Annotated in this window: 20 protein-coding genes and 1 other annotated feature; of the genes, 13 read left to right on the plus strand and 7 right to left on the minus strand. The window is 38.9% G+C overall.

Features of this window, described 5'->3' with window-relative positions; translation table 11 throughout:
- Positions 1 to 30: 30 nt before the first annotated feature.
- Positions 31 to 606, minus strand: coding sequence for a class I SAM-dependent methyltransferase (locus ACOZ9X_RS03365; RefSeq protein WP_423417023.1), 576 nt, complete (start codon positions 604 to 606; stop codon positions 31 to 33).
- On the minus strand, positions 603 to 1568 hold the full coding sequence (locus ACOZ9X_RS03370) for a TIGR01212 family radical SAM protein (RefSeq protein WP_286166154.1): 966 nt from the start codon (positions 1566 to 1568) through the stop codon (positions 603 to 605). The genes ACOZ9X_RS03365 and ACOZ9X_RS03370 overlap by 4 nt, the downstream gene beginning before the upstream one ends.
- 165 nt (positions 1569 to 1733) lie before the next feature.
- Between ACOZ9X_RS03370 and ACOZ9X_RS03375 the strand changes: the two genes are divergently transcribed.
- Positions 1734 to 2930, plus strand: a complete 1197-nt coding sequence (locus ACOZ9X_RS03375) for an MDR family MFS transporter (RefSeq protein ID WP_423417024.1) — start codon at positions 1734 to 1736, stop codon at positions 2928 to 2930.
- Positions 2931 to 2998: 68 nt separating this feature from the next.
- On the opposite strand, the gene ACOZ9X_RS03380 is transcribed toward ACOZ9X_RS03375, so the two are convergent.
- Positions 2999 to 3568 (minus strand): biotin transporter BioY, encoded by a 570-nt coding sequence (locus ACOZ9X_RS03380; protein WP_423418213.1) that lies wholly within the window; start codon positions 3566 to 3568, stop codon positions 2999 to 3001.
- 200 nt (positions 3569 to 3768) lie between these two features.
- Positions 3769 to 3997, plus strand: a binding site (T-box leader).
- A 61-nt stretch (positions 3998 to 4058) separates the two neighbouring features.
- Here ACOZ9X_RS03380 and leuS point away from each other — a divergent pair.
- From leuS to ACOZ9X_RS03405, 5 genes are all read left to right on the plus strand, one after another.
- Positions 4059 to 6479, plus strand: coding sequence for a leucine--tRNA ligase (gene leuS, locus ACOZ9X_RS03385; RefSeq protein ID WP_423417025.1), 2421 nt, complete (start codon positions 4059 to 4061; stop codon positions 6477 to 6479).
- Positions 6480 to 6494: 15 nt separating this feature from the next.
- Complete coding sequence (locus ACOZ9X_RS03390; RefSeq protein WP_144698497.1) at positions 6495 to 6794, plus strand: rhodanese-like domain-containing protein; 300 nt, start codon at positions 6495 to 6497, stop codon at positions 6792 to 6794.
- Between the two features lie 127 nt (positions 6795 to 6921).
- Positions 6922 to 8841 carry a bifunctional diguanylate cyclase/phosphodiesterase gene (locus ACOZ9X_RS03395; protein ID WP_423417026.1) on the plus strand — a complete coding sequence of 640 codons (1920 nt, stop codon included), beginning with the start codon at positions 6922 to 6924 and terminating at the stop codon, positions 8839 to 8841.
- A 197-nt stretch (positions 8842 to 9038) separates the two neighbouring features.
- Complete coding sequence (locus ACOZ9X_RS03400; RefSeq protein ID WP_423417027.1) at positions 9039 to 9674, plus strand: SDR family oxidoreductase; 636 nt, start codon at positions 9039 to 9041, stop codon at positions 9672 to 9674.
- An 89-nt stretch (positions 9675 to 9763) separates the two neighbouring features.
- Positions 9764 to 9967, plus strand: a complete 204-nt coding sequence (locus ACOZ9X_RS03405) for a sporulation protein Cse60 (protein WP_423417028.1) — start codon at positions 9764 to 9766, stop codon at positions 9965 to 9967.
- A gap of 49 nt (positions 9968 to 10016) precedes the next feature.
- Here ACOZ9X_RS03405 and ACOZ9X_RS03410 read toward each other — a convergent pair whose 3' ends face one another.
- Positions 10017 to 11279: an NAD(P)/FAD-dependent oxidoreductase gene (locus ACOZ9X_RS03410; RefSeq protein ID WP_423418214.1), complete on the minus strand. Its 1263-nt coding sequence runs from the start codon at positions 11277 to 11279 to the stop codon at positions 10017 to 10019.
- 184 nt (positions 11280 to 11463) lie between these two features.
- Here ACOZ9X_RS03410 and ACOZ9X_RS03415 point away from each other — a divergent pair, with 184 nt between their 5' ends.
- A complete protein-coding gene (locus ACOZ9X_RS03415; protein WP_423417029.1) occupies positions 11464 to 13068 on the plus strand; it encodes a putative polysaccharide biosynthesis protein in 1605 nt (534 codons plus the stop codon).
- Between the two features lie 48 nt (positions 13069 to 13116).
- Here the strand turns inward: ACOZ9X_RS03415 and ACOZ9X_RS03420 are convergent, their stop codons facing one another.
- Positions 13117 to 13551, minus strand: coding sequence for a DUF6884 domain-containing protein (locus ACOZ9X_RS03420; RefSeq protein ID WP_423417030.1), 435 nt, complete (start codon positions 13549 to 13551; stop codon positions 13117 to 13119).
- Between the two features lie 102 nt (positions 13552 to 13653).
- Here ACOZ9X_RS03420 and ACOZ9X_RS03425 point away from each other — a divergent pair, with 102 nt between their 5' ends.
- Both ACOZ9X_RS03425 and ACOZ9X_RS03430 read left to right on the plus strand, forming a co-directional pair.
- Positions 13654 to 14382, plus strand: coding sequence for a pseudouridine synthase (locus ACOZ9X_RS03425; RefSeq protein ID WP_423417031.1), 729 nt, complete (start codon positions 13654 to 13656; stop codon positions 14380 to 14382).
- Positions 14383 to 14423: 41 nt separating this feature from the next.
- Positions 14424 to 15059, plus strand: coding sequence for a PRC-barrel domain-containing protein (locus ACOZ9X_RS03430; protein ID WP_423417032.1), 636 nt, complete (start codon positions 14424 to 14426; stop codon positions 15057 to 15059).
- A 93-nt stretch (positions 15060 to 15152) separates the two neighbouring features.
- Here the strand turns inward: ACOZ9X_RS03430 and ACOZ9X_RS03435 are convergent, their stop codons facing one another.
- A complete protein-coding gene (locus ACOZ9X_RS03435) occupies positions 15153 to 15371 on the minus strand; it encodes a DeoR family transcriptional regulator (protein ID WP_066243921.1) in 219 nt (72 codons plus the stop codon).
- A 400-nt stretch (positions 15372 to 15771) separates the two neighbouring features.
- Here ACOZ9X_RS03435 and ACOZ9X_RS03440 point away from each other — a divergent pair, with 400 nt between their 5' ends.
- Genes ACOZ9X_RS03440 through ACOZ9X_RS03450 form a run of 3 tightly spaced genes read left to right on the plus strand, consistent with a single transcriptional unit; the run spans position 15772 to position 19462 of the window.
- Positions 15772 to 16806, plus strand: a complete 1035-nt coding sequence (locus ACOZ9X_RS03440) for an ion channel (RefSeq protein ID WP_423418215.1) — start codon at positions 15772 to 15774, stop codon at positions 16804 to 16806.
- A 47-nt stretch (positions 16807 to 16853) separates the two neighbouring features.
- Positions 16854 to 18260 (plus strand): dipeptidase PepV, encoded by a 1407-nt coding sequence (gene pepV / locus ACOZ9X_RS03445; protein WP_423417033.1) that lies wholly within the window; start codon positions 16854 to 16856, stop codon positions 18258 to 18260.
- A 20-nt stretch (positions 18261 to 18280) separates the two neighbouring features.
- Complete coding sequence (locus tag ACOZ9X_RS03450; protein ID WP_423417034.1) at positions 18281 to 19462, plus strand: MFS transporter; 1182 nt, start codon at positions 18281 to 18283, stop codon at positions 19460 to 19462.
- 92 nt (positions 19463 to 19554) lie between these two features.
- Here ACOZ9X_RS03450 and cysK read toward each other — a convergent pair whose 3' ends face one another.
- Entirely contained in the window at positions 19555 to 20487 is a 933-nt protein-coding gene (gene cysK, locus ACOZ9X_RS03455) for a cysteine synthase A (RefSeq protein ID WP_423417035.1), read from the minus strand.
- Between the two features lie 111 nt (positions 20488 to 20598).
- Here cysK and thpR point away from each other — a divergent pair, with 111 nt between their 5' ends.
- Entirely contained in the window at positions 20599 to 21159 is a 561-nt protein-coding gene (thpR, locus tag ACOZ9X_RS03460; RefSeq protein ID WP_423417036.1) for an RNA 2',3'-cyclic phosphodiesterase, read from the plus strand.
- The last annotated feature ends 14 nt before the right edge of the window (positions 21160 to 21173 follow it).

Raw genomic sequence — 21173 nt, forward strand, 5'->3', positions numbered from 1 at the left:
AAGGCTGAATCAACTTTTAGAAAGTTGAACTCAGCCTCTTTTTTCAATTGCGACGACAAATGGCGGGTCGTTCTTTTGATTAATAAATTCGTATTGTAATACATGAGCTTGTTTTTGATCCAGCTGTTTTACATAATTCATAACTATTTCTTTTTCTCTTTTGCCCTCTTCATGTCCATGGTAGATCACGAGTATAATTACGCCTTCAGGTTTTAACAGTTGTAGGAGCTGTTCAATAGCACCGATGGTAGATGATCCTGTTGTTGTAATAGATTTGTCACTTCCAGGCAAGTAACCAAGGTTGAAAATAGCAGCAGTTACTTTTGTGTGAAGATCACTAGGTAACTGAGTGGTTAACTCATTATGAGAGGCATGAAAAAAAGTAACGTTATGATCTGCATGATGATCAAAAAGCCGTTGTTTTGAGTTCTTGATCGCTTGCTCTTGAATATCAAAAGCAAACACATGCCCGCTCTCGCCAACGAGTTTTGATAAAAATAAAGTGTCGTTTCCGTTTCCGCAAGTTGCATCTATGACCAAGTCCCCTGATTTACAGAACGATTGAAGAAGCGTTCTCGCAAACGGCAATACTCCTTCTAATTTCATAGGGTGTTCACCTCAGTAGTATTATAAAATTTCCCTTGAAAACTATTTCTATTTTTAAGCTCACTTTCGATTGCGTTTAATACTTTCCATTTATTTAAACTCCACATCGGTCCGACCAATAGATCAGATGGCCCGTCTCCAGTCAGGCGATGAATCATCATATGTGGAGGGAGAATCTCCAGCTGGTCACAAACTAATTTCACATAAGTTTCAAAATCAAGAAATTCTAACATGCCTTGTTCATATTGTTTGACCATAGGTGTCTTTTTTAGAAGATGAAGCAAATGAATCTTAATTCCTTGAACATCAAGTTTCGCAACTTCTCTTGCCGTTTCCATCATCATCTCAGGAGTTTCTAAAGGCAATCCATTGATGATGTGTGAACACACTCTAATGTTATATTTTCGAAGTTTTTCAACGCCTTCTACATATGTTGCGTAATCATGAGCTCTGTTTATGAGCAGAGCTGTTCGTTCATGTACAGTCTGAAGTCCTAACTCTACCCAAAGGTAAGTTCTTTTATTTAAGTCAGCAAGATATTCGATCACATCATCCGGTAAACAATCAGGTCTCGTAGCAATCGAAAGTCCAACAACGCCATCTTGTTCGAGGACGGTTTCATAGAGCTCTTTAAGTTGTTCAACAGGAGCATAAGTGTTCGTAAAAGCTTGAAAATAGCCGATATACTTCCCTTTTTTCCACTTTGCATGCATTCGTTCTTTAACGGTGTGAAACTGTGTAATGATATCATCACGGCGGTTTCCTGCAAAATCTCCTGAGCCACTTTGAGAGCAGAAGGTACATCCTCCAAATGCGGCATTGCCATCACGATTCGGACAATCGAATCCTCCATCTAATGGTACTTTAATAATTTTATCTCCAAAATGGGATTTCAAATGCTGATTCCACGTGTAATATCTTTTATCTCCAAAATAATCTGGCTTTTCCATAAGGTGTGCCATCTTTCTCACTCCTTTATACGGTGATGAGCACCATATGACATTGTAGCATGTTCGCACTGTTAGCGGCAAAGTGAGTTGTCAGTACTTTCAAATTGTAAAGTGCAGGAAAAAGGAATAAAATACAGAGTGGTTTATGACATCTTAGTTAGCAAGCGGGGGATATTTATGCCAGCGAAAGTATGGCTGCTCATTATTGGAATGGCACTTAATGTGACGGGCTCAAGTTTCTTGTGGCCGATCAATACGATCTTTATACATGAACACCTCGGTAAGTCACTTACCGTAGCAGGGATTGTTCTATTACTTAATTCAGGCGCCGGTATCATCGGTAACTTAACGGGAGGATTGCTGTTTGATAAATTAGGAGGCTACAAGACGATTATGCTCGGAGTCTCCATTTCATTTACGACTTCCTTTTTACTAATTTGGTTTCATGATTTCTGGATGTACAGTATCCTTCTTGTTTTTATGGGATTTGGAATGGGAATCGTCTTTCCATCTATGTATGCATTAGCAGGTACGATGTGGAAAGAGGGTGGAAGGAAAGCATTTAACCGAATCTATATTGCACAGAACGTAGGGGTAGCGCTCGGGGCTGCTCTTGGGGGTTTTGCAGCTTCATATTCTTTTACACTATCATTCATCAGTTGTTCAGCTCTGTCTTTTGTATTTTTTATTATTGTGTTGCTCGGCTTTAAAGACATTGATGAAACAGAAGAAGCATCTGTGCAAACCGTTTTTTCTCAACGAAAAAGAATTCATAACAAAGAAGCGTTTATGGCACTATTGATTTTATGCGGAGGATATCTGTTAGCTTGGATCGGTTATGTTCAATGGCAGTCTACGATCGCTGCTTATACGCAATCACTAGGGGTAACTTTAAAGATGTACAGTTTGCTTTGGACTGTTAATGGTGTGTTTATCGTTCTTGGTCAGCCACTAGTCAATCTCTTCCTGAAAAGATGGCTTCACTCCACAACATCGCAAATTTTGGTCGGTTATTGTATATTTGTTATTTCTTTCGTGATGGTGGGAAATGCAAAAGACTTTAGTGGCTTTATGATAGCCATGATCGTTCTCACTATAGGCGAAATGCTCGTATGGCCAGGTGTTCCGTCCATCGCAGCAGAGTTAGCTCCTGAAGGCAGGGCTGGATTCTATCAAGGAATCGTAAATTCTACTGCCACAGGCGGAAGGATGCTCGGTCCGTTGTTTGGAGGAATGATTGCAGATCTATTCAACATATCCGTGTTGTTTCAAACGATTATAGGCTTGATGGTGCTTGCCTTTATTTTAACGATTATATACAGCAAGAATCGGCATGCTATACAGCAGACTGAAGTTCCTCAACAAGCTTCTTGAGGTTTATAAATAACGAAAACCGAAGAGACCGTGATGTGATGATCACGGTCTCTTCGGTTTTTATTGAATTAAGCAGCTCTTGTTTCTTCTTTTGGAAGCAGTTTCGCAGACATTAACCTTCTTCTGATCGTCACGCCAAGAACAGCTGCTAATAGGGCTTTGATTACACCTACAAGGAGAAACGGAATAACACCACCACTCATCGCTTGTTCCCAGCTTAGACTTGCGATGAACTTTAATTGAACGGCACCGAACACAAGTGTGATCACCATACCTACAATGTTTGCAACAACAGCAGGCAGAAGAGTAAAACTTGTCTTTTCTAAAATAAGGCCAGTGATATAAGCGGCGATGATGAATCCAACGATATAGCCTCCTGTTGGACCGATCAATACCATAAAGCCACCTTTAGCCTCAGAGAAAACAGGGAGACCTATCGCACCCATAGCGACGTAGATCATTACTGCTAACGTGCCGTATTTACGACCTAAAATTGTTGCGCAAAGCCCGATCGCTAAAGTCTGTCCTGTAATCGGAACTAATGGCAGTGGAATGGTCAGCTGGGCTAGAATCGCTGTAATTCCAGCCATAAGTGCTGCGTATAGCGACATCTTCAGTTTTTGATTGCTTTCATGCATGTCTGTTGCACCCCTTTTTAATGTTAACGTAAAAATAATAACAGTTAACATTACATTAAACAGCACCTTAATATTTGTCAAGATAAGGCTTATGACGATATAGGCTTTGTTTAAAAGTGGTAAAATAAGGTTATTATATTTCTAAACAACCTTGACAATTTAGGGAGTTATTCATAAAATACAAATTAGCATCTAAATTTTTAATAACGATGATAGGGAATAGTAAAAAAAGAATGGAATGATAGAGAGTTGACGGCTGGTGCAAGTCAACCCGGACTTTTTTGAACTCACCCTTTAGTTGCAAGTGTGAATGTAGTAATGCTTGCCGTTCGCCGCGTTAAGGTATGTTTCCGAGTGAATGCGATCGTTGCATTAATCAGGGTGGTACCGCGGCAGGTTTAAATTGTTAACTAACCTTTCGTCCCTAATGTTTATTAGGGGCGGGAGGTTTTTTGTTTTTTAAAGTACAGTTTTCTAAGGAGGATCGGTTATGTATTATAACCACAAAACAATCGAGAAAAAATGGCAGCAGTTCTGGGATGAGAACAAAACGTTCCAAACAAAAGAAGAATATGATAAAAAGAAATTTTACGCGCTAGATATGTTTCCATACCCATCTGGAGCAGGCCTTCATGTAGGTCATCCAGAAGGATACACGGCGACAGATATTCTATCTAGAATGAAGCGTATGCAAGGATACAACGTACTACATCCGATGGGATGGGATGCTTTCGGCCTTCCTGCCGAACAGTATGCGCTTGATACAGGAAACGATCCAGCAGAATTTACAGAAAAGAACATCAACACGTTTCGCAGACAGATTAAAGAGCTTGGTTTTTCTTATGACTGGGACCGTGAAGTTAACACAACAGATCCTTCTTATTACAAATGGACACAATGGATTTTTATCCAGCTTTATAATAAAGGACTTGCGTATGTAGATGAAGTACCTGTGAACTGGTGTGAAGCACTTGGAACGGTACTTGCGAACGAAGAAGTCATCGATGGAAAGAGTGAACGCGGAGGCCATCCTGTCGTTCGTAAACCTATGAGACAATGGATGCTTAAGATTACGGCATACGCTGACAGATTATTAGAAGATCTAGATGAACTAGATTGGCCCGAGAGCTTGAAAGATATGCAGCGAAACTGGATCGGGCGCTCAGAGGGAGCTGAAGTTCACTTTGATGTGGATGGACATTCTTCTAAGATCACTGTTTTCACAACACGACCAGATACACTTTTCGGTGCAACATACTTAGTGCTAGCTCCTGAAAATAAACTAGTAAACGATATTGTAACAGAAGACCAAAAAGAGTCAGTAACGGCTTATCAAAGACAAGTAGAAACAAAGTCTGATTTGGAACGTACAGAACTTGCTAAAGAAAAATCTGGTGTGTTTACAGGGGCATATGCGATTCATCCTGTAACAGGTGCGAACCTTCCGATCTGGATTGCAGACTATGTACTAGCAAGCTATGGAACGGGTGCGATCATGGCAGTTCCTGCGCACGATGAACGTGATCACGAGTTCGCAGTGAAGTTTGAACTTCCGATCTCTGAAGTGGTTGCCGGCGGAAATGTGGCAGAAGAAGCGTACACAGGTGATGGTGAACACGTTAATTCAGATTTCCTAAATGGAATGCAAAAAGAAGAAGCGATTGCAACGATGAACGATTGGCTTTCTGAGAACAAAAAAGGTGAGAAGAAGATCACTTATCGTCTTCGTGACTGGTTGTTCTCTCGTCAGCGTTATTGGGGCGAACCGATCCCGGTCATCCACTGGGAAGATGGCACGATGTCGACAGTGTCAGAAGATCAACTTCCTCTTCTACTACCGGTTGTTAAAGAGATCAAACCTTCTGGTACTGGTGAATCTCCACTTGCTAACGTTGAAGAGTGGGTAAACGTTGTAGATCCTGAAACAGGAAAGAAAGGACGTCGTGAAACGAATACGATGCCACAATGGGCGGGAAGCTGCTGGTATTACCTTCGATATATCGATCCGAAAAATGAAGAGCAATTAGCATCTCCTGAGAAGCTTAAGCATTGGCTTCCGGTTGATATTTATATTGGTGGAGCGGAACACGCAGTGTTGCACCTTCTTTATGCTCGTTTCTGGCATAAGGTTATGTATGATCTTGGGATCGTTCCGACAAAAGAACCTTTCCAAAAACTTTACAACCAAGGAATGATTCTTGGAGAAAATAATGAGAAGATGAGTAAATCTAAAGGGAACGTAGTTAACCCTGATGAGATCGTATCGAGCCATGGCGCAGATACACTACGCTTGTATGAGATGTTCATGGGGCCACTTGATGCTTCTATTGCATGGAGCACAACTGGTTTAGATGGTGCTCGCAGATTCTTGGATCGTGTATGGAGATTGCTTCTTGCTGAAGATGGAGAGAAAATCAATCCGTCGATTCAAGATACACATGGAACAGAAGCTTTCAATCGTCTCTATCATATGACGGTGAAGAAAGTAACTGAAGATTATGAAGGACTGCGTTTTAATACAGCCATTTCACAATTAATGGTCTTTGTAAATGAAGCAAATAAACAAGAAGTTCTTCCAAAAGATTTCATGCAAGGTTTTGTTAAGATGCTTTCCCCGATCGCTCCGCATATTTGTGAGGAACTTTGGGAATTGCTAGGTGGAGAAGGAAGCATCGCATATGCATCTTGGCCAGTTTGGGACGAAGCTCAACTTGTAGAGAATGAAGTTGAAATTGTAGTCCAAGTGAACGGTAAATTAAAAGCGAAGATGACGATTGCCGCAAACATCAGTGGATCTGATATGGAAGAAGCTGCTCTAAAAGATGAATCCGTTCAACAAAGTATTGAAGGAAAGACGATTCGCAAAGTTATTACAGTTCCAGGTAAGCTTGTGAATATCGTTGCGAATTAAAGGAGGCATATGTTCATGGAAGAACTAAAAGAAATTTCACCGTCAGAAGTAAAACAATTGCTTCAAGAAGGAAAAAAGATTTCTCTGATTGATGTTCGCGAAGATGAAGAGGTTGCTGAAGGAAAGATCCCAGAGGCAGCGCATATCAAAATGGGTGAGATACCTGTTCGTTTAGATGAAATAAACAAAGACGAGGAACATATCATCGTCTGCCGTTCCGGACGCCGCAGTGAGAATGTTGCTTATTTCCTGCAAGATCATGGATATAAGGTCAAGAATATGACTGGCGGTATGTTGGAATATAGTAAGGACTAATAATAAACTCTCTGCTCAAGACTTGAGCGGAGAGTTTTTTGGTTCTAAGTACTTTATTAAAGAATGTTTAAATTTCCAAGAACTAGCCGATAGAAAGGGTATACTTATTAGCCTTGGAGGCTTACAAATGCCATTAAAACACGCAAAAACTAAAAAATGGACCTATATCCTAGCCGTTTTGTTTACCTTACATACTGTAAGTACAATTGGTTTAATGTACAATCAGAGCTTTTTGATGTATGGGATAGATCTTGGAATTGTTGTTCTTTTTGCAATTCTGACATATAAAATGCTGATCGTAAAAGATAGTTATGCGGTAAATTTAGAGCAGGAGATCTTAAATCATAAAGAAACGTTTGCTGAATTAGAAGCAAACCGCGTAAAGCTTCAAAACATATTTGATAGTATCGATGTTGCGATCTGGTCGCACAACCTTAAAACGAATAAACTTTTGATAACATCGGGTATTGAAAAATTATATGGTTATCCTCTGCAAGCTTTTTATGACGACTCAGAATTATGGAAGAAGGTGATTCATCCAGACGATGATGAGATCATCATGAACCGAGGCATTTCGATACAAAACGGATTGATCACTACAAGCGAATATCGCATCATGAAGCCGAACGGTGAAATACGATGGATACAAGATCGAGGAATTCCTTTTTTAGATGCCAACAACGAATTAGTTGATTTTAACTCCATCCTTATTGATATTACGGAAAGAAAAAGAGCTGAGATAACGATTGAGCATATGGCTTATTATGATGAATTAACTGGCCTGCCAAATCGTAATGGCTTTATGCAAGCGATTGAAAAACAAATACTAGAATCAAAGCTTCAACATCGAAATCTAGCCTTAATGTATGTCGATCTCGATCGGTTTAACGTTCTGAATGATACGCTAGGACATAGTTTTGGTGATCTGCTGCTTCAGAAAGTAGCAGAACTCTTAAAGGTTACGTTAGGTTATTACGGAACAGTCTTTAGAAGGAGCGGGGATGAATTTCTGATTTTGCTTAATTTTAAAGATATCAGTGAGATCAAACAGAAAGCAGAGCAAATTATTCAAGCTTTTACAAAACCGTTTAAATTGAGTGGGCAAGAAGTATTTACAACACCAAGCATCGGTATTAGTATCTATCCTGAGAATGGTACAGACAGCGAAACCCTATTGAAACGTGCTGACTCCGCTCTGTATCAGGCAAAAGAAAAAGGGCGAAACACTTATCAATTTTTCGCAGAACAACGTGATGGCAGGATGGAAAGAAGGTTAAACATCGAACACGGTTTAAGAAAAGCATTAACGAACAACGAGTTCTTTCTTGTTTATCAGCCTTTAGTTCATATCGGTATTAAGAAAATTGTAGGTGTTGAAGCGTTATTACGTTGGAATAAAGAAGATGAAGGAATGATTTCTCCGGCTGAGTTTATTCCGATCGCTGAAGAAACGGGGATGATTCTCCCAATCGGAGAATGGGTGTTAAGAGAAGCTTGTATGCAAGGGTTAAGTTGGCATAACAATGGCTTCAATGATCTCTTGATCTCTGTAAATATATCAGTTAGACAGCTATTAGAAGAATCTTTTATCGGAAGAGTAGAGAGTATACTTTCTGAGACTGAATTTCCACCTACCTCATTAGAGTTGGAGATTACAGAAAGCACGACGATGCAAAACATGGAAGAAGCTCTTCCGATTTTGAATGCTTTAAGAGCAAAAGGAATTCGCATTTCAGTGGATGACTTTGGTACGGGTTACTCCTCTTTAACGTATTTGAGACAATTACCTGTTGATACATTAAAGATTGATAAGATGTTCATCGATGACATTTTAATAGATCAAAAAGCAGGAGCGATTGTAAAAACGATCATTGATATGGGACACAATCTTGATTTTCACGTCATTGCAGAAGGTATCGAAAGCCGTATGCAGATTGATTTCTTAGTAGAACAAGGTTGTATATACGGTCAAGGTTATCATCTGTACAAACCACTTCATGCTGATGAACTTGAAAAACAGTTGCATAAGAATGTTGTGATGAATTGAAAAGAGCTTAAAACGCCACGAGTGAACGGTGTTTTAAGCTTTTTTTTATTTTAGATCAAATCATTTTTTCTTGAAGATGGTCGAAACCTCCTTACCTATAAACCAAAATACATGCTTCTATTACACAATCAAATGTTTTATATTCTTCATTTCGTGAAACACTACTTAAGTAGACAAATAGAAGGAGTGGATATGTAGTGAATGTATTAGTAATTGGAGCAAACGGTAATATTGGTAAAATGACATGTAATATACTAGCCGATCAAGAACACTCTATTAAAGCAATGGTTCGAAAGGAAGAACAGAAAGATCATTTTCAGCATGAGAATATTACCGCCGTTTTAGGTGATTTAGAAGAAGATTTCGACCATGTTTATGAAGGGATTGAAGCTGTCATCTTTACAGCAGGTTCTGGTGGTCATACAGGACCAGAGAAAACAGATGCTGTAGATTATGAAGGAGCGGTAAAGTCTATACAATTAGCACAAAAACATAAGGTGAAACAATTCATTCTTGTAAGTTCGGTTGGTGCAGACACTCCTGAAAAAGGACCAGAAGGACTTCAGCATTATTTAGTGGCAAAAGGAAAAGCTGATCAAGAACTGATAAACAGCACATTAAATTATACGATCTTGCGTCCGGGTGCGCTGACGGATGAGGATGGAATGGGCATGATTCAAGCGAAAGAAAAACTGAACGAGCGCGGATCTATACCTCGAGCAGATGTGGCAAGAACACTTGCGGCATGTTTAGGGAATGAAAACGTAAGCCATAAAGTTTTTGAACTGATTGAAGGAGAAGTGCCTATTCAAACTGCTCTTGAAAATCTGTAAGACAAAACTAGTCAAAACTTAACAAAGGATAAGCATCTCCAAAGGCCGAAAGATTATCAAAACGATTGGCTGAAAGGGGATGCTTTTTAATGATACAAGTAAAAATCTTCGATGAAGATCATGAAGAGGATTTAGAGATCGCAATAAATGAGTTTCTGAGCATCATTCCTCCTGAAAATGTTGTGGATATTAAATATCAGATTGCTGTATGTGATAATGTACACTCTGAGGACGATACGATGTTTTCTTTTTCAGCGTTGATTATCTATAAGAAAATTGGTTCGCAAAAATAAAGAAGAGTGGCAACCACTTAGTGGTTGCCACTCTTCTAGTTTTATAGGATTAGCCCAATGCATGGTATGCTGCATTCGTTCCAGCAATATTACCTGTTACAAAGGCAACAGTTATATTATAACCACCTGTATATCCGTGAAGATCTAAGATTTCCCCACAAAAGAATAAACCTTCTTGTTTCTTAGATGCCATCGTTTGAGGTGCGATCTCTTTAACTGAAACTCCGCCTCCAGTAACAAAAGCTTTTTCGATCGATAATGTACCATTTACAGAAAAAGAGAAACTCTTCATTTGTAAAACAAGCTGACGAAGTGCTTGTTTGGAAACTTGATCAGCAATCGTCTCACCATCAATCTCTGCACGTTCGATTAAAAAATGAAGGAACTTTTCTGGAAGTATTCCTTTGAGTACATTTTTAAGTGCTTTCTTAGGTTCAGAATCGATCCTTTTCTGAAGGGAAGCAAGTAACGTGTCTTCATTCTCATCTGGAAAAGAATCAATTCTCATCTCGATCGATGGTACATCAAACTTTTTCAACGCTTTGACTACATATTGGCTGCATCTTAAAGCTGCAGGTCCGGATACTCCAAAATGAGTAAAAATCATATCCATCTGATGGGCTTTGATCAATTTACCTTTTGGATTCCATACAGAGAGTGCAACGTTTCTTAATGATATACCTTGCAACGTTTTATGTTTGATGAATGGTTCATTAGAAGTGATGGGAACCTCAGTCGGATAGAGCTCTGTGATCGTGTGCCCCGCCTTTTTTGCCCATGCATAACCATCTCCTGTTGAACCTGTATGTGGAACAGATTTGCCGCCTACGGCAATTACAATCGATTTTGTTTGGATTACTTCTCCGTTATGCAGGATGATCTCATGAATATCTTCGCCATAATGTATCGTCTTTACGGGAGTGTTCGTTCGGATCGTAACACCAAGTTGATTTATTTTTTGTAGAAGGGCAGCAACAACATCAGTCGCCTTATTGGTAACAGGGAACATGCGTCCATGGTCTTCTTCTTTTAGTTCAATGCCTAGCCCTTCGAAGAATTGAATGATATCTTCGTTATTAAAAACAGAAAAGGCGCTGTATAAAAAACGTCCGTTACCCGGAATATGCTTGATAATTTCTTCAACTGGCAGACGGTTTGTGACGTTGCAACGTCCGCCACCTGAAATAGCAAGTTTACGACCTAGTTTTTCTCCTTTATCGATTAATAGTACACGTGCACCATTCGTAGCAGCACCGACACTCGCCATGAGGCCAGAAGGTCCACCGCCTATTACTATACAATCATAAGTCATACAATCCCAACTTTCTAATACGTTCAATAAAAGTCATTTCATACAATAGCATAGCTTAAACAAAAAGACTATAAGTTTCATAATCCTTACTTTTTTGCAAAAAGTTAAAGTAGGTTACATCCGCTTTTAATGTGATACAATATCAATAATGTTTTTTAGGATGATTAGTAGGAGCTGAAAATAGTTGTCTCGATTACTTCGTGGAACATTGATTCTATCCGCTGCGACGTTTTTTTCAAAATTCATCGGATTGATCTTTGTCATTCCATTTACCAATCTAGTAGAAGAACAAGGTATGGCTCTATACGGCTATGCTTATATTCCATATACCATATTACTTAGTATTTCCACAATGGGAGTTCCGCTTGCTGTTTCTAAATTTGTTTCTAAATATAATGCATTAGGAGATTATGCGGCAGGAAGGAAATTGCTGAAATCTGGTCTTCTCGTCATGACGCTGACAGGAACGCTAGCTTTTGTCATCTTGTATATGCTAGCACCTATACTTGCTCATCAGATTATTGACGAAAAAGGTGGACAAGGCAACAGCATCGAAGACATTACATTAGTTATTCGAATGGTAAGTACGGCCCTAATCGTAGTACCTTCCATGAGTTTGATTCGTGGATATTTCCAAGGCTTTCAATCTATGGGGCCAACAGCGGTATCACAAGTCATTGAACAGATCGTTCGAATTGTGTTTATTCTTGTTGGAAGTTATGTGGTCATCAATTTAATGAACGGTGAGATAACGACAGCGGTTGCGCTTTCTACATTTGCAGCTACGCTAGGAGCAGTTGCAGGCTTAGCCGTTCTCATCTGGTATTGGATCAAAAGAAAACCCCATCTGGACAAGATGTATAAAGAAAGTAAACCTGTTGCAGATATTTCATTAACAGATATTTATAAGGAAACGATCAAGTATGCGATTCCGTTTGTAGCTGTTGGTCTAGCTATTCCGCTCTATCAGATGGTGGACCAGTTTACGATTGTTAATACGCTAAAGAAAATGGATTATACGCTGAAAGAAGCGGAATCTGTATTCGCAATCATCACGCAGATCGCGCATAAGCTTGTAATGATTCCAGTATCATTAGCAACTGCTCTTGCACTGACCTTAATACCTGTGATAACAAAGTCTTTCACGCAAAACGATGATGAAATCCTTCATAAGCAGATCACCCAGACGTTTCAGATGGTACTGTTCTTAACTGCACCAGCAGCGATCGGGCTAACAGTTCTTGCATACCCTGCATATGGTGCACTCTTTGGGTTATCATCGATGGAGACGGGTGGTTATTATCTTCAATGGTACGCGCCGACCGCGTTATGGTTTGCCATGTTTACAGTTACAGCAGCAATTCTGCAAGGACTTAACCAGCAACGGTATGCGTTTATCAGTCTATCAGCTGGGTTTTTAGCAAAATTGATTTTAAACAAGCCGTTGTTATTGCTGTTCGGTGGGACAGGCTCTGTCGTTGCTACAGACATCGGATATACACTTTCGATCTTGTTCAATCTGTATATCATTAAAAAATACAGCGGCTTCTCATTTAAATGGGTATATCGAAGAACCGTTCTGATCACGTTGTTTTGCGCAGCGATGGCTGTTACCGTTATGATCGTATCCGCGCTCTTAGGTGAGCCAGAAACAAGACTTGATACAATCATTAAATTAACAGTAGGAATTCTCACTGGGGGAGCAGTGTATGTGTTCTTAAGTCATCGATCAGGATTATTAAATATCATACTAGGTGATCGCATTCCTTTTTTGAAACGCAGAAAATAAGTAAAGAAAAAAAGAAGGCTAATAAGTAGCCTTCTTTTTCTGCGGTATTCATTTTTTCACATGATTTTGTTCATCATACCATTTAAGTTGATTACCTATGTTGTATCCTTCGAGGGGAACTTCAAATTGAAATCCTGCTCTTTCAAGCGCGGGCTGTAAGAATTCTCGGTATACCCAGCCGCCATGAATATAAATCTTACATTGAGAAGGCTTGACGTATTGTTCTAAGTCTTGTATCACGTGATGAGCCCATTCCCGTTTTTCAGATGTCGTAAAATTTTTGATAGAAACATTATACGGTTCAATGTATTGGTCTTTCGTTACGAGTCCTTCTTTAGCACTAAAAAAATAAAAATCATCATAATGGTTTTGTGCGTATTGAACAGACTTAACGAATAAGGGACTTATGTATAAATCTAGAGCTGCAGAGGGGGTAGAAGCTTTTTTTCGAGCAGTTGCTAGAAGACCTATTTTCCTTTTCATTCCAATTCCTCCTATAGTACTAAATTACCCCGTTTCTTCAAAAATCAATCAATTTTTTACAATAATATAGGAAAAAAAGATCATTCATTCAGGAGGTTTCTTATGAGAATAGATAAATGGTTATCGAATACAGGCTATGGAAGCAGAAAAGAAGTAAAACAGTTACTAAAATCAGGTGCCGTTACATTGAACGGTGAGGTTGTAAAAGATGCAAAGACTCAAGCGGATCCTGAGCATGACAACGTGATGGTTCATGGAGAAGAAGCTGTTTATAAAGAGTTTATCTATCTGATGATGAACAAGCCTCAAGGAGTAATCTCAGCGACTGAAGATTCTAGACATGAAACGGTGATTGATCTACTTTATATGGAAGATCAGAATTTCGAACCTTTCCCTGTTGGAAGGTTAGACATTGATACAGAGGGTCTCTTGATTTTAACTAATGATGGCCAGTTATCACACTCTTTGTTATCACCAAAAAAACATGTACCTAAGACGTATTACGCCAAAATAAATGGTTCGATTCCAGAGGATGCATTCGAAGATTTTAAAGAAGGTGTCATCTTAGATGATGGGTATAAAACAAAGCCTGCCTTTTTAAAAATTCTGACCAATGATGACAAAGAATCAGAGATCGAGCTAACCATCACTGAAGGGAAATTTCATCAAGTGAAAAGGATGTTTGAGGCTATCGACAGAAAGGTTATTTTCTTAAAACGAATTCAGATGGGACAACTGAAGCTTGATGAATCGCTTGAGTTAGGAATGTATCGAGAGCTTGCTGAAGAAGAACTATCCTTACTTTCTTTAAAAGAGGATGTTTTTGAATAATTTATAAGGGGTATCTTCCAATAAAAAGGAGTTGTATACCAATGAAATTATCTGCAGAGAAGTTAATGGGTGCAAAAGCTCAAAATCATACGATATCGACTGAAGAAACAAAGCATAAAATCGACGACATTCTATTTAATATGTACGATCACCGTTTATGTTATTTTACGTACACCGTTGACAACGGAATCAATCAGCGTGAAGAGATTCCCTCAGATAAGCATATGGAAACAGTTGTTGCTGCCACTTCAGGCATCGGTACACAACATACTCCGTTTACAGGAAACTCTAACCTTGCTGCTCATCAGAACTATGGAAAAGAGACCTTTTTTATTCCTTGGCATCAAGTGAAAGAGTTTGATGAAGATAAACTCGTGTTCTCTGGAAATGAATTACAAAGAGATGAACCAAAAGAGTGTTATTCTTATATGTCCATAAAAGATTGGACTGTCATCGATCAAGATGGTGAAAAAATCGGTAAGATAAAAGATTTGATCATTGATACAGATCGTCAGCAAGTTATTGGCTTTTCTCTTGCAGAAGGATTTTGGAAGAACTTATTCGGTCAGGATGATAAGTATATGCCTGTTTCAGGAACACCGAATTGGGAAAATCGTGAATGGAACATTGAAAGAACTCCGGATCTGCTCTTAAGAGACAACAAGGACGAACTTTAAGAATAATTGTTAATAACAAAAAAAGTCCCCGCTAATTACTTAGCGGGGATTATTTCATGCAATATGCTTATCCGAAAATTCATTATATCTTTTTTAAGATACTTTTACTTTTTTGCCTGTTGTTTCCCACATACCACGGGCAGGACTTGTTACTAAATTGTTATAAGAGAGGACGTTAAGATCTCTCTGGATGGTACGCTGCGTAGTTCCAAATTCTTCAACTAGTTCTCGTGTTGTTACAGTACCTTTCTTGCGAATAAACAAATACAGGGCTTTCACACGATTCAACATTCTGTCAGTTGAAGGACTCAAAAAACCACTCCTTGTATTTAGATAGTTGTTAACACACTATATGATACCAGTCTAAAGTTAATGAAATATGAACGTTGTATTACATTCTTTTTAATTCTTAAGACCCATCCTTTTTATAAAAAAAAGCGAAGAATCCGTATTGGTTCTCCGCTGCGTCAGCCATTAGATGTAGTAACGTTCAAAAAGATGTCTGTGCGGCTAGGCAGCAAAACCTCATAACGAACATATGATCCTGAATATAAAGATATAGAGGAAAACTGTCAGTTAACCAACACTACACCTCCTATTTGGCATCATTATACACTAAATTATTTATTTGTCAATATCCCATTATTCTTGAAAACGCGAAACCATCTAACCATTTTAATGGGAATAAGGTACAATAATAAGGTTAATAAAAATTTATGTAAGGAGCGATGAGGTGTATATTTTACAAAAGCTGATGAATAGACTTATCGTTATAAATAAGTTTGGAATTTTTTCTTTTACCTTTTTTATCGTTATTTTTTCGTCAGTCGTTATGCATCTTTTAGAGCCAAAAACATTCCCTAACTGGTTTGACGCCCTATGGTATGTAATGACTACCGTTACCACGGTCGGTTATGGGGATTATTATCCGGTATCCACAGCAGGAAGAATTTATGCGATCTTTATCTTTTTGATCGGTATCGGTATTGCTGGTCTGGCTATTGGAAAACTGGTAGAAGCATTAGGTGCTCATCGTAAACGAAAGGAGGAAGGAAGATTGACTTTTAAAGGAAGAAATCATTTCGTAATTATAGGATGGTCTGAGAAAGCAAAATATGCGGTTAGTGAAATTATAGAAACACATCCCAACTTAGAAGTCGTCCTCATTGATAATCTGTCAGTAACACCGATTACGCATCAGAATGTTCATTATATTCAAGGAGATCCATCGATAGAAGATACGCTCGTACAGGCAAATTTAAAGGAGGCAAAATCTGTACTAGTGTTTTCGGATGATTCGATTCATGATTCAGCCCTTGCTGATGGAAAGACTCTGTTGATCGTAACCTCGGTTGAACGATTAACTCCTCACATACATAGTACGGTTGAGATTAAAAAAGAGGAGCATATTAAAAACTTTAGGCATGCTAAAGTAGATGAGTTTGTCTTAAGTCATGAAACCGTTTCACGTATGGCTGTGAGGTCCGCCTTTTCTAAAGGAATTACAGAGATATACACACAACTTCTTTCTCATAAAGAAGGTGAAAATTTATTTGAAGTTCGTAAACGAGCGGAATGGATAACATACAAAGACGCTTTTGACAGTTTGTTGAAACAAGGTGCTACACTAATTGCGGATGGCAACGATCTTTCGATAAATAAGAAATTGAACGAACCGATCCGGGATGATGCACGTCTCTATATTATCTGCAGCAAGGATGTATACGACTCTATCCTAAAATCGTAAGTAATATGACAAGTAAAGAATAAGTTTTTTTGAAAGGATGTTAGAAATTGAATCAAATTAATTGGAAAGAACAAGTTGAAAAGAGAAAGAAACAGCTAATGGAGGATACAAAAGGGTTATTGCGTATTCCTAGTCTACTTGATGAAGAGAATGCAAAAGAGGGAGCTCCCTTTGGCCCCGAGATAGAAAATGCTTTAACGTATATGTTGGATCTAGGAAAAGACAGTGGAATGATCGTCAAAAATGTAGACGGATATGCAGGACACATTGAGATCGGAAATGGAGAAGATATCGTAGGTGTTCTCTGCCATGTTGATGTGGTCCCTCCTGGTGATGGCTGGTCTGTAGACCCTTTTGGAGCTGAAGTGAAGGATGGAAAGATCTTCGCACGAGGTGCGATCGATGATAAAGGACCTACAATGGCAGCTTTTTATGGAATGAAGATCATTCAAGAATTAAATCTTCCGTTATCGAAAAGGGTCCGTATGATTATTGGTTGTGATGAAGAGAGCAACTGGCAATGTGTAAGACATTATTTTACGAAAGAAGAGATGCCGTCGATCGGATTTGCTCCTGATGCAGATTTTCCTATTATCTCTGCGGAAAAAGGAATCTTCGATGTAGAGTTTCGTCTCGAGAACGATCAAGAGGAACAAGCAAATAGCCTTCAATTAGTTTCCTTTACGTCAGGTCAGCGTTTAAACATGGTTCCAGATTATGCTGAAGCCAAAATCCAAGGAACCGGTTTAAAGGAAGTACTGCGATCTTTTGAAGCATTCGGAGAGAAATCTGATATAGAGTACGGTGCTCAAATTGAAGGTGATGCTTTAACCCTAAAAGTTAAAGGGAAATCGGCACACGGAAGTACACCTGAAATGGGTGAAAATGCGGGACTTATACTAGGTGCATATTTGAACACTCTATCTTTCACTGGAAAGGCCGAATCGTTTCTCCAGTTGTTAGACGAGCTGACGGACGAGTATACAGGTGATAAATTAAATATCGCTGCAGAAGATGAGGCGAGCGGTAAGCTAACGGTTAATGCTGGAGTTCTGTCGTATAGCGGGACAGAAGGCGGAAAAGTAGGATTAAACATACGCTATCCGGTTACACATGATAGCAAGAAAATCGAACATACATTATCAACTAGAACCAAGACAGGTGATTGGACGATGAGAATCATCGAAAACAATCCACCAAATTATGTAGAAGAAAATCACCCATTGATCAAAACGCTTCAAAAAGTATTCGAAGATCAAACAGGCAAAAAAGGTGAATTGATGGCTATTGGTGGAGGAACTTATGCACGTTCGTTGGAAACGGGAGTTGCTTTCGGTGCACTGTTCCCAGGAAGAGAAGATGTGGCTCACCAAAAGGATGAGCACATGTTTGTAGAAGATTTACTTCTTGCTTCTGCTATTTATGCACAAGCCATATACGAACTAGCTAAATAGCAAATAAGAGAGGGTACATCATGAATAATTCGTTCGATCAAACCTCTATCAGTCTAAAAGGCTTTTACCTGTTAAGTTTTTTTGGTCTAGGGAGTTTATTTCCGTTATTAGGTGTTTATTTTAAAGACTCAGTAGGTCTCAGCGGGACAGAAATTGGAACCTTAATGTCCATCAGCCCAGTCGTAATGATTTTTGCTCAACCTCTATGGGGTGTCGTTACAGATTATTCAAGACGTCCAAGGGCCGTTTTAGTACTTTCTTTACTTCTAACAGCGTGCTTAGGGTTTAGCATCTATCTGTTTGAATCTTATATTTGGTTAATCGGAATACTTATCGCTTTTTCGTTCATGCAGAGTGCCTTAGTTCCAGTTTCAGACAGTATTCTTTTAAATTACGTACAAAAAGAGAACAAGCAATATGGAAATTACAGGCTTTTTGGAGCAATTGGATTTGCTATAGCCGTATTTATAGCAGGAAGGCTTGCGGATTCTATAGGGACTCAAGTGATCTTCTATATGTTTACTTCTGTTCTTCTTCTTTGTATCTTATTTGTAATCAAAATGCCAAAAGATAATCAATCGCTCCGAACAGATCTTAGGAAGGGTATTGGACAATTAGTTAGGATGCCTTCATATTTAGTTTTCCTTTCTGCTACTTTCTTGGTGTTTGGTCCTATTTTTGCTAATAATTTTTATTTTGGATTTTACATTCAAGAAACAGGCGGAACTTTAGCCGGTGTTGGACTAGCCTTTTTGATCGCAGCGGGAAGTGAAGCACCATTTATGAAGTTTGCAGGACTCACTATAAAAAGGTGGGGAATGATGCATATTATGGTCTTTGCTGCGTCTGTATCTGCTGTTCGTTGGACGTTTTATTTCTTTGAACCATCGTATCAAATCGTACTGATGACAACCGTAGTACAAGGATTTTCAGTTGGTCTGTTCATTCCAGCAGCTATGGATTATGTACGAACTTATACACCCATTGAAGTACGAGCAACAGCTGTTTCCTTATACACGGCTGTGGGGAATGGTTTAGGTTCTTGGTTTTGTACGTTCGTAGGCGGTGTGATCTTTGATAAATATACCATCTTTTACACGTATTTATTTTTTGGAGTTTTATCATTTATGGGGCTGCTCATGGTCTTGATCCTTACAAAGATGGAAGGGCAAGGCCGAATACTGATTCAACGATCTCTGTAAAATTCAAAAGTGAACATTTGCTTTTGGCAGTCGTTGATTTCTGTTTAATTCTATATAAAGACAAAGCATCCCGATTTTGGGATGCTTTGTCTTTATTCAAATTGAAACAGATCACTCGATAAATAACGTTCACCTGAATCACACGTTATACAGATAACAACTTCACCTTTTTTGCGCTTCTCCGCAATTTTTAAAGCCGCATAAACAGCAGCTCCTGATGATGGACCGACCAAGATACCTTCTTCTGATGCAAGACGTCTCGTGATCGTATACGCGTCTTCATCGTTTACTTGAACAATCTCATCATAAACACTTTGATTTAAGATGGGTGGTATGAAACCAGGACTCGTTCCTACAAGCTTATGTTTCCCAGGTTTACCTCCAGAAAGAACAGGAGACCCTTTAGGTTCTACCACATGTACAGTTAAATTCGGAAAAAACGTTTTAAGCTGTTCACCCGTTCCTGTAATCGTCCCTCCGGTACCAGCAGGTGCGATAAAAGCGGTGAAGGGTTTGTTCAACTCTTCAATGGCTTCTTTAATCTCAATCGCTGTACTTCCTCTATGAGCATCAGGGTTTGAAGGGTTCTCGAATTGCATCGGCATATAGCTGTTAGGAATTTCTTCGGCAAGCTCTCGTGCCTTCTTAATCGCTCCAGGCATCTTTTCATCACCAGGAGTTAGTACAACTTTTGCGCCATATGCCTTTAAAAGATTTATTCTTTCTTCTGTCATCGTATCAGGCATCACAATTATGGAAGAATAACCTCTAGCGGCCGCATTCATAGCAAGTCCGATCCCGGTATTCCCTGATGTAGGTTCGATAATGGTAGAACCTTCTTTTAAGAGACCTTTTTGTTCTGCGTCAATAATCATATTATAGGCAGCTCGGTCTTTCAGGCTTCGACTAGGATTGTAATATTCCAGTTTCACATATACATCGGCTCCCTCTTGATGAGGGAGGCGGTTTAACTTTACGATAGGTGTGTCACCGATTAAATCTGCGATATTTGTAACAACTCTCATAAACTGCACTCCTTTTTCTTGCTGAATCAATTATAACAAATAAGTCACGTGTGAAAAAAGCAGATGAATTTATGTATTCTTTGATAAAATAAATAAAGGTGTGTGAGGAATATGCAAAGACATTATTTTTTGGCAGTCAAGCTTCCTGATGAGACGAAAACAAAGCTTGCAAAAATTTGTAGCCATTTAAAGAACGAACATCATTTTAAAACGTGGGTACACCCTGAAGATTTTCACATCACTTTAGCTTTTTTAGGTGTTGCGTCATCAGAGAAGATTGAAAAACTTCATGAGTTACTCAACGAAAAAATAATGAATAAATCAGAAAACGTTTTTTCTCTTCAAGTAAATCAATTTGGTTTTTTTGGAAACGAACAGCACCCAAGAATTTTCTGGGCAGGTGTTGAAGATGAACCCTTTTTATATACTCTGCAAAAACAAGTGGCTTATGTATGTGAGGAGGTAGGTTTTCAAATTGATAAAAGACCTTATGCACCGCATATTACGCTTGCACGGAAACATATGGAGTCAGCTCATCATTTGGTGGACTCTCAGAAATGGTGGAAACGATATGGTGAAAACATTCGATTTCATGCAGATCAATTTGTTCTCTATGAAACGCATATAGAGAAACAGCCGAAATACCATGTTTTACACTCTTATTCGATATAGAGAGATGAAAAGAG

This window comes from Fictibacillus nanhaiensis (genome assembly GCF_049537595.1).
In the GTDB taxonomy this organism is placed as follows: Bacteria; Bacillota; Bacilli; order Bacillales; family Fictibacillaceae; genus Fictibacillus; species Fictibacillus nanhaiensis_F.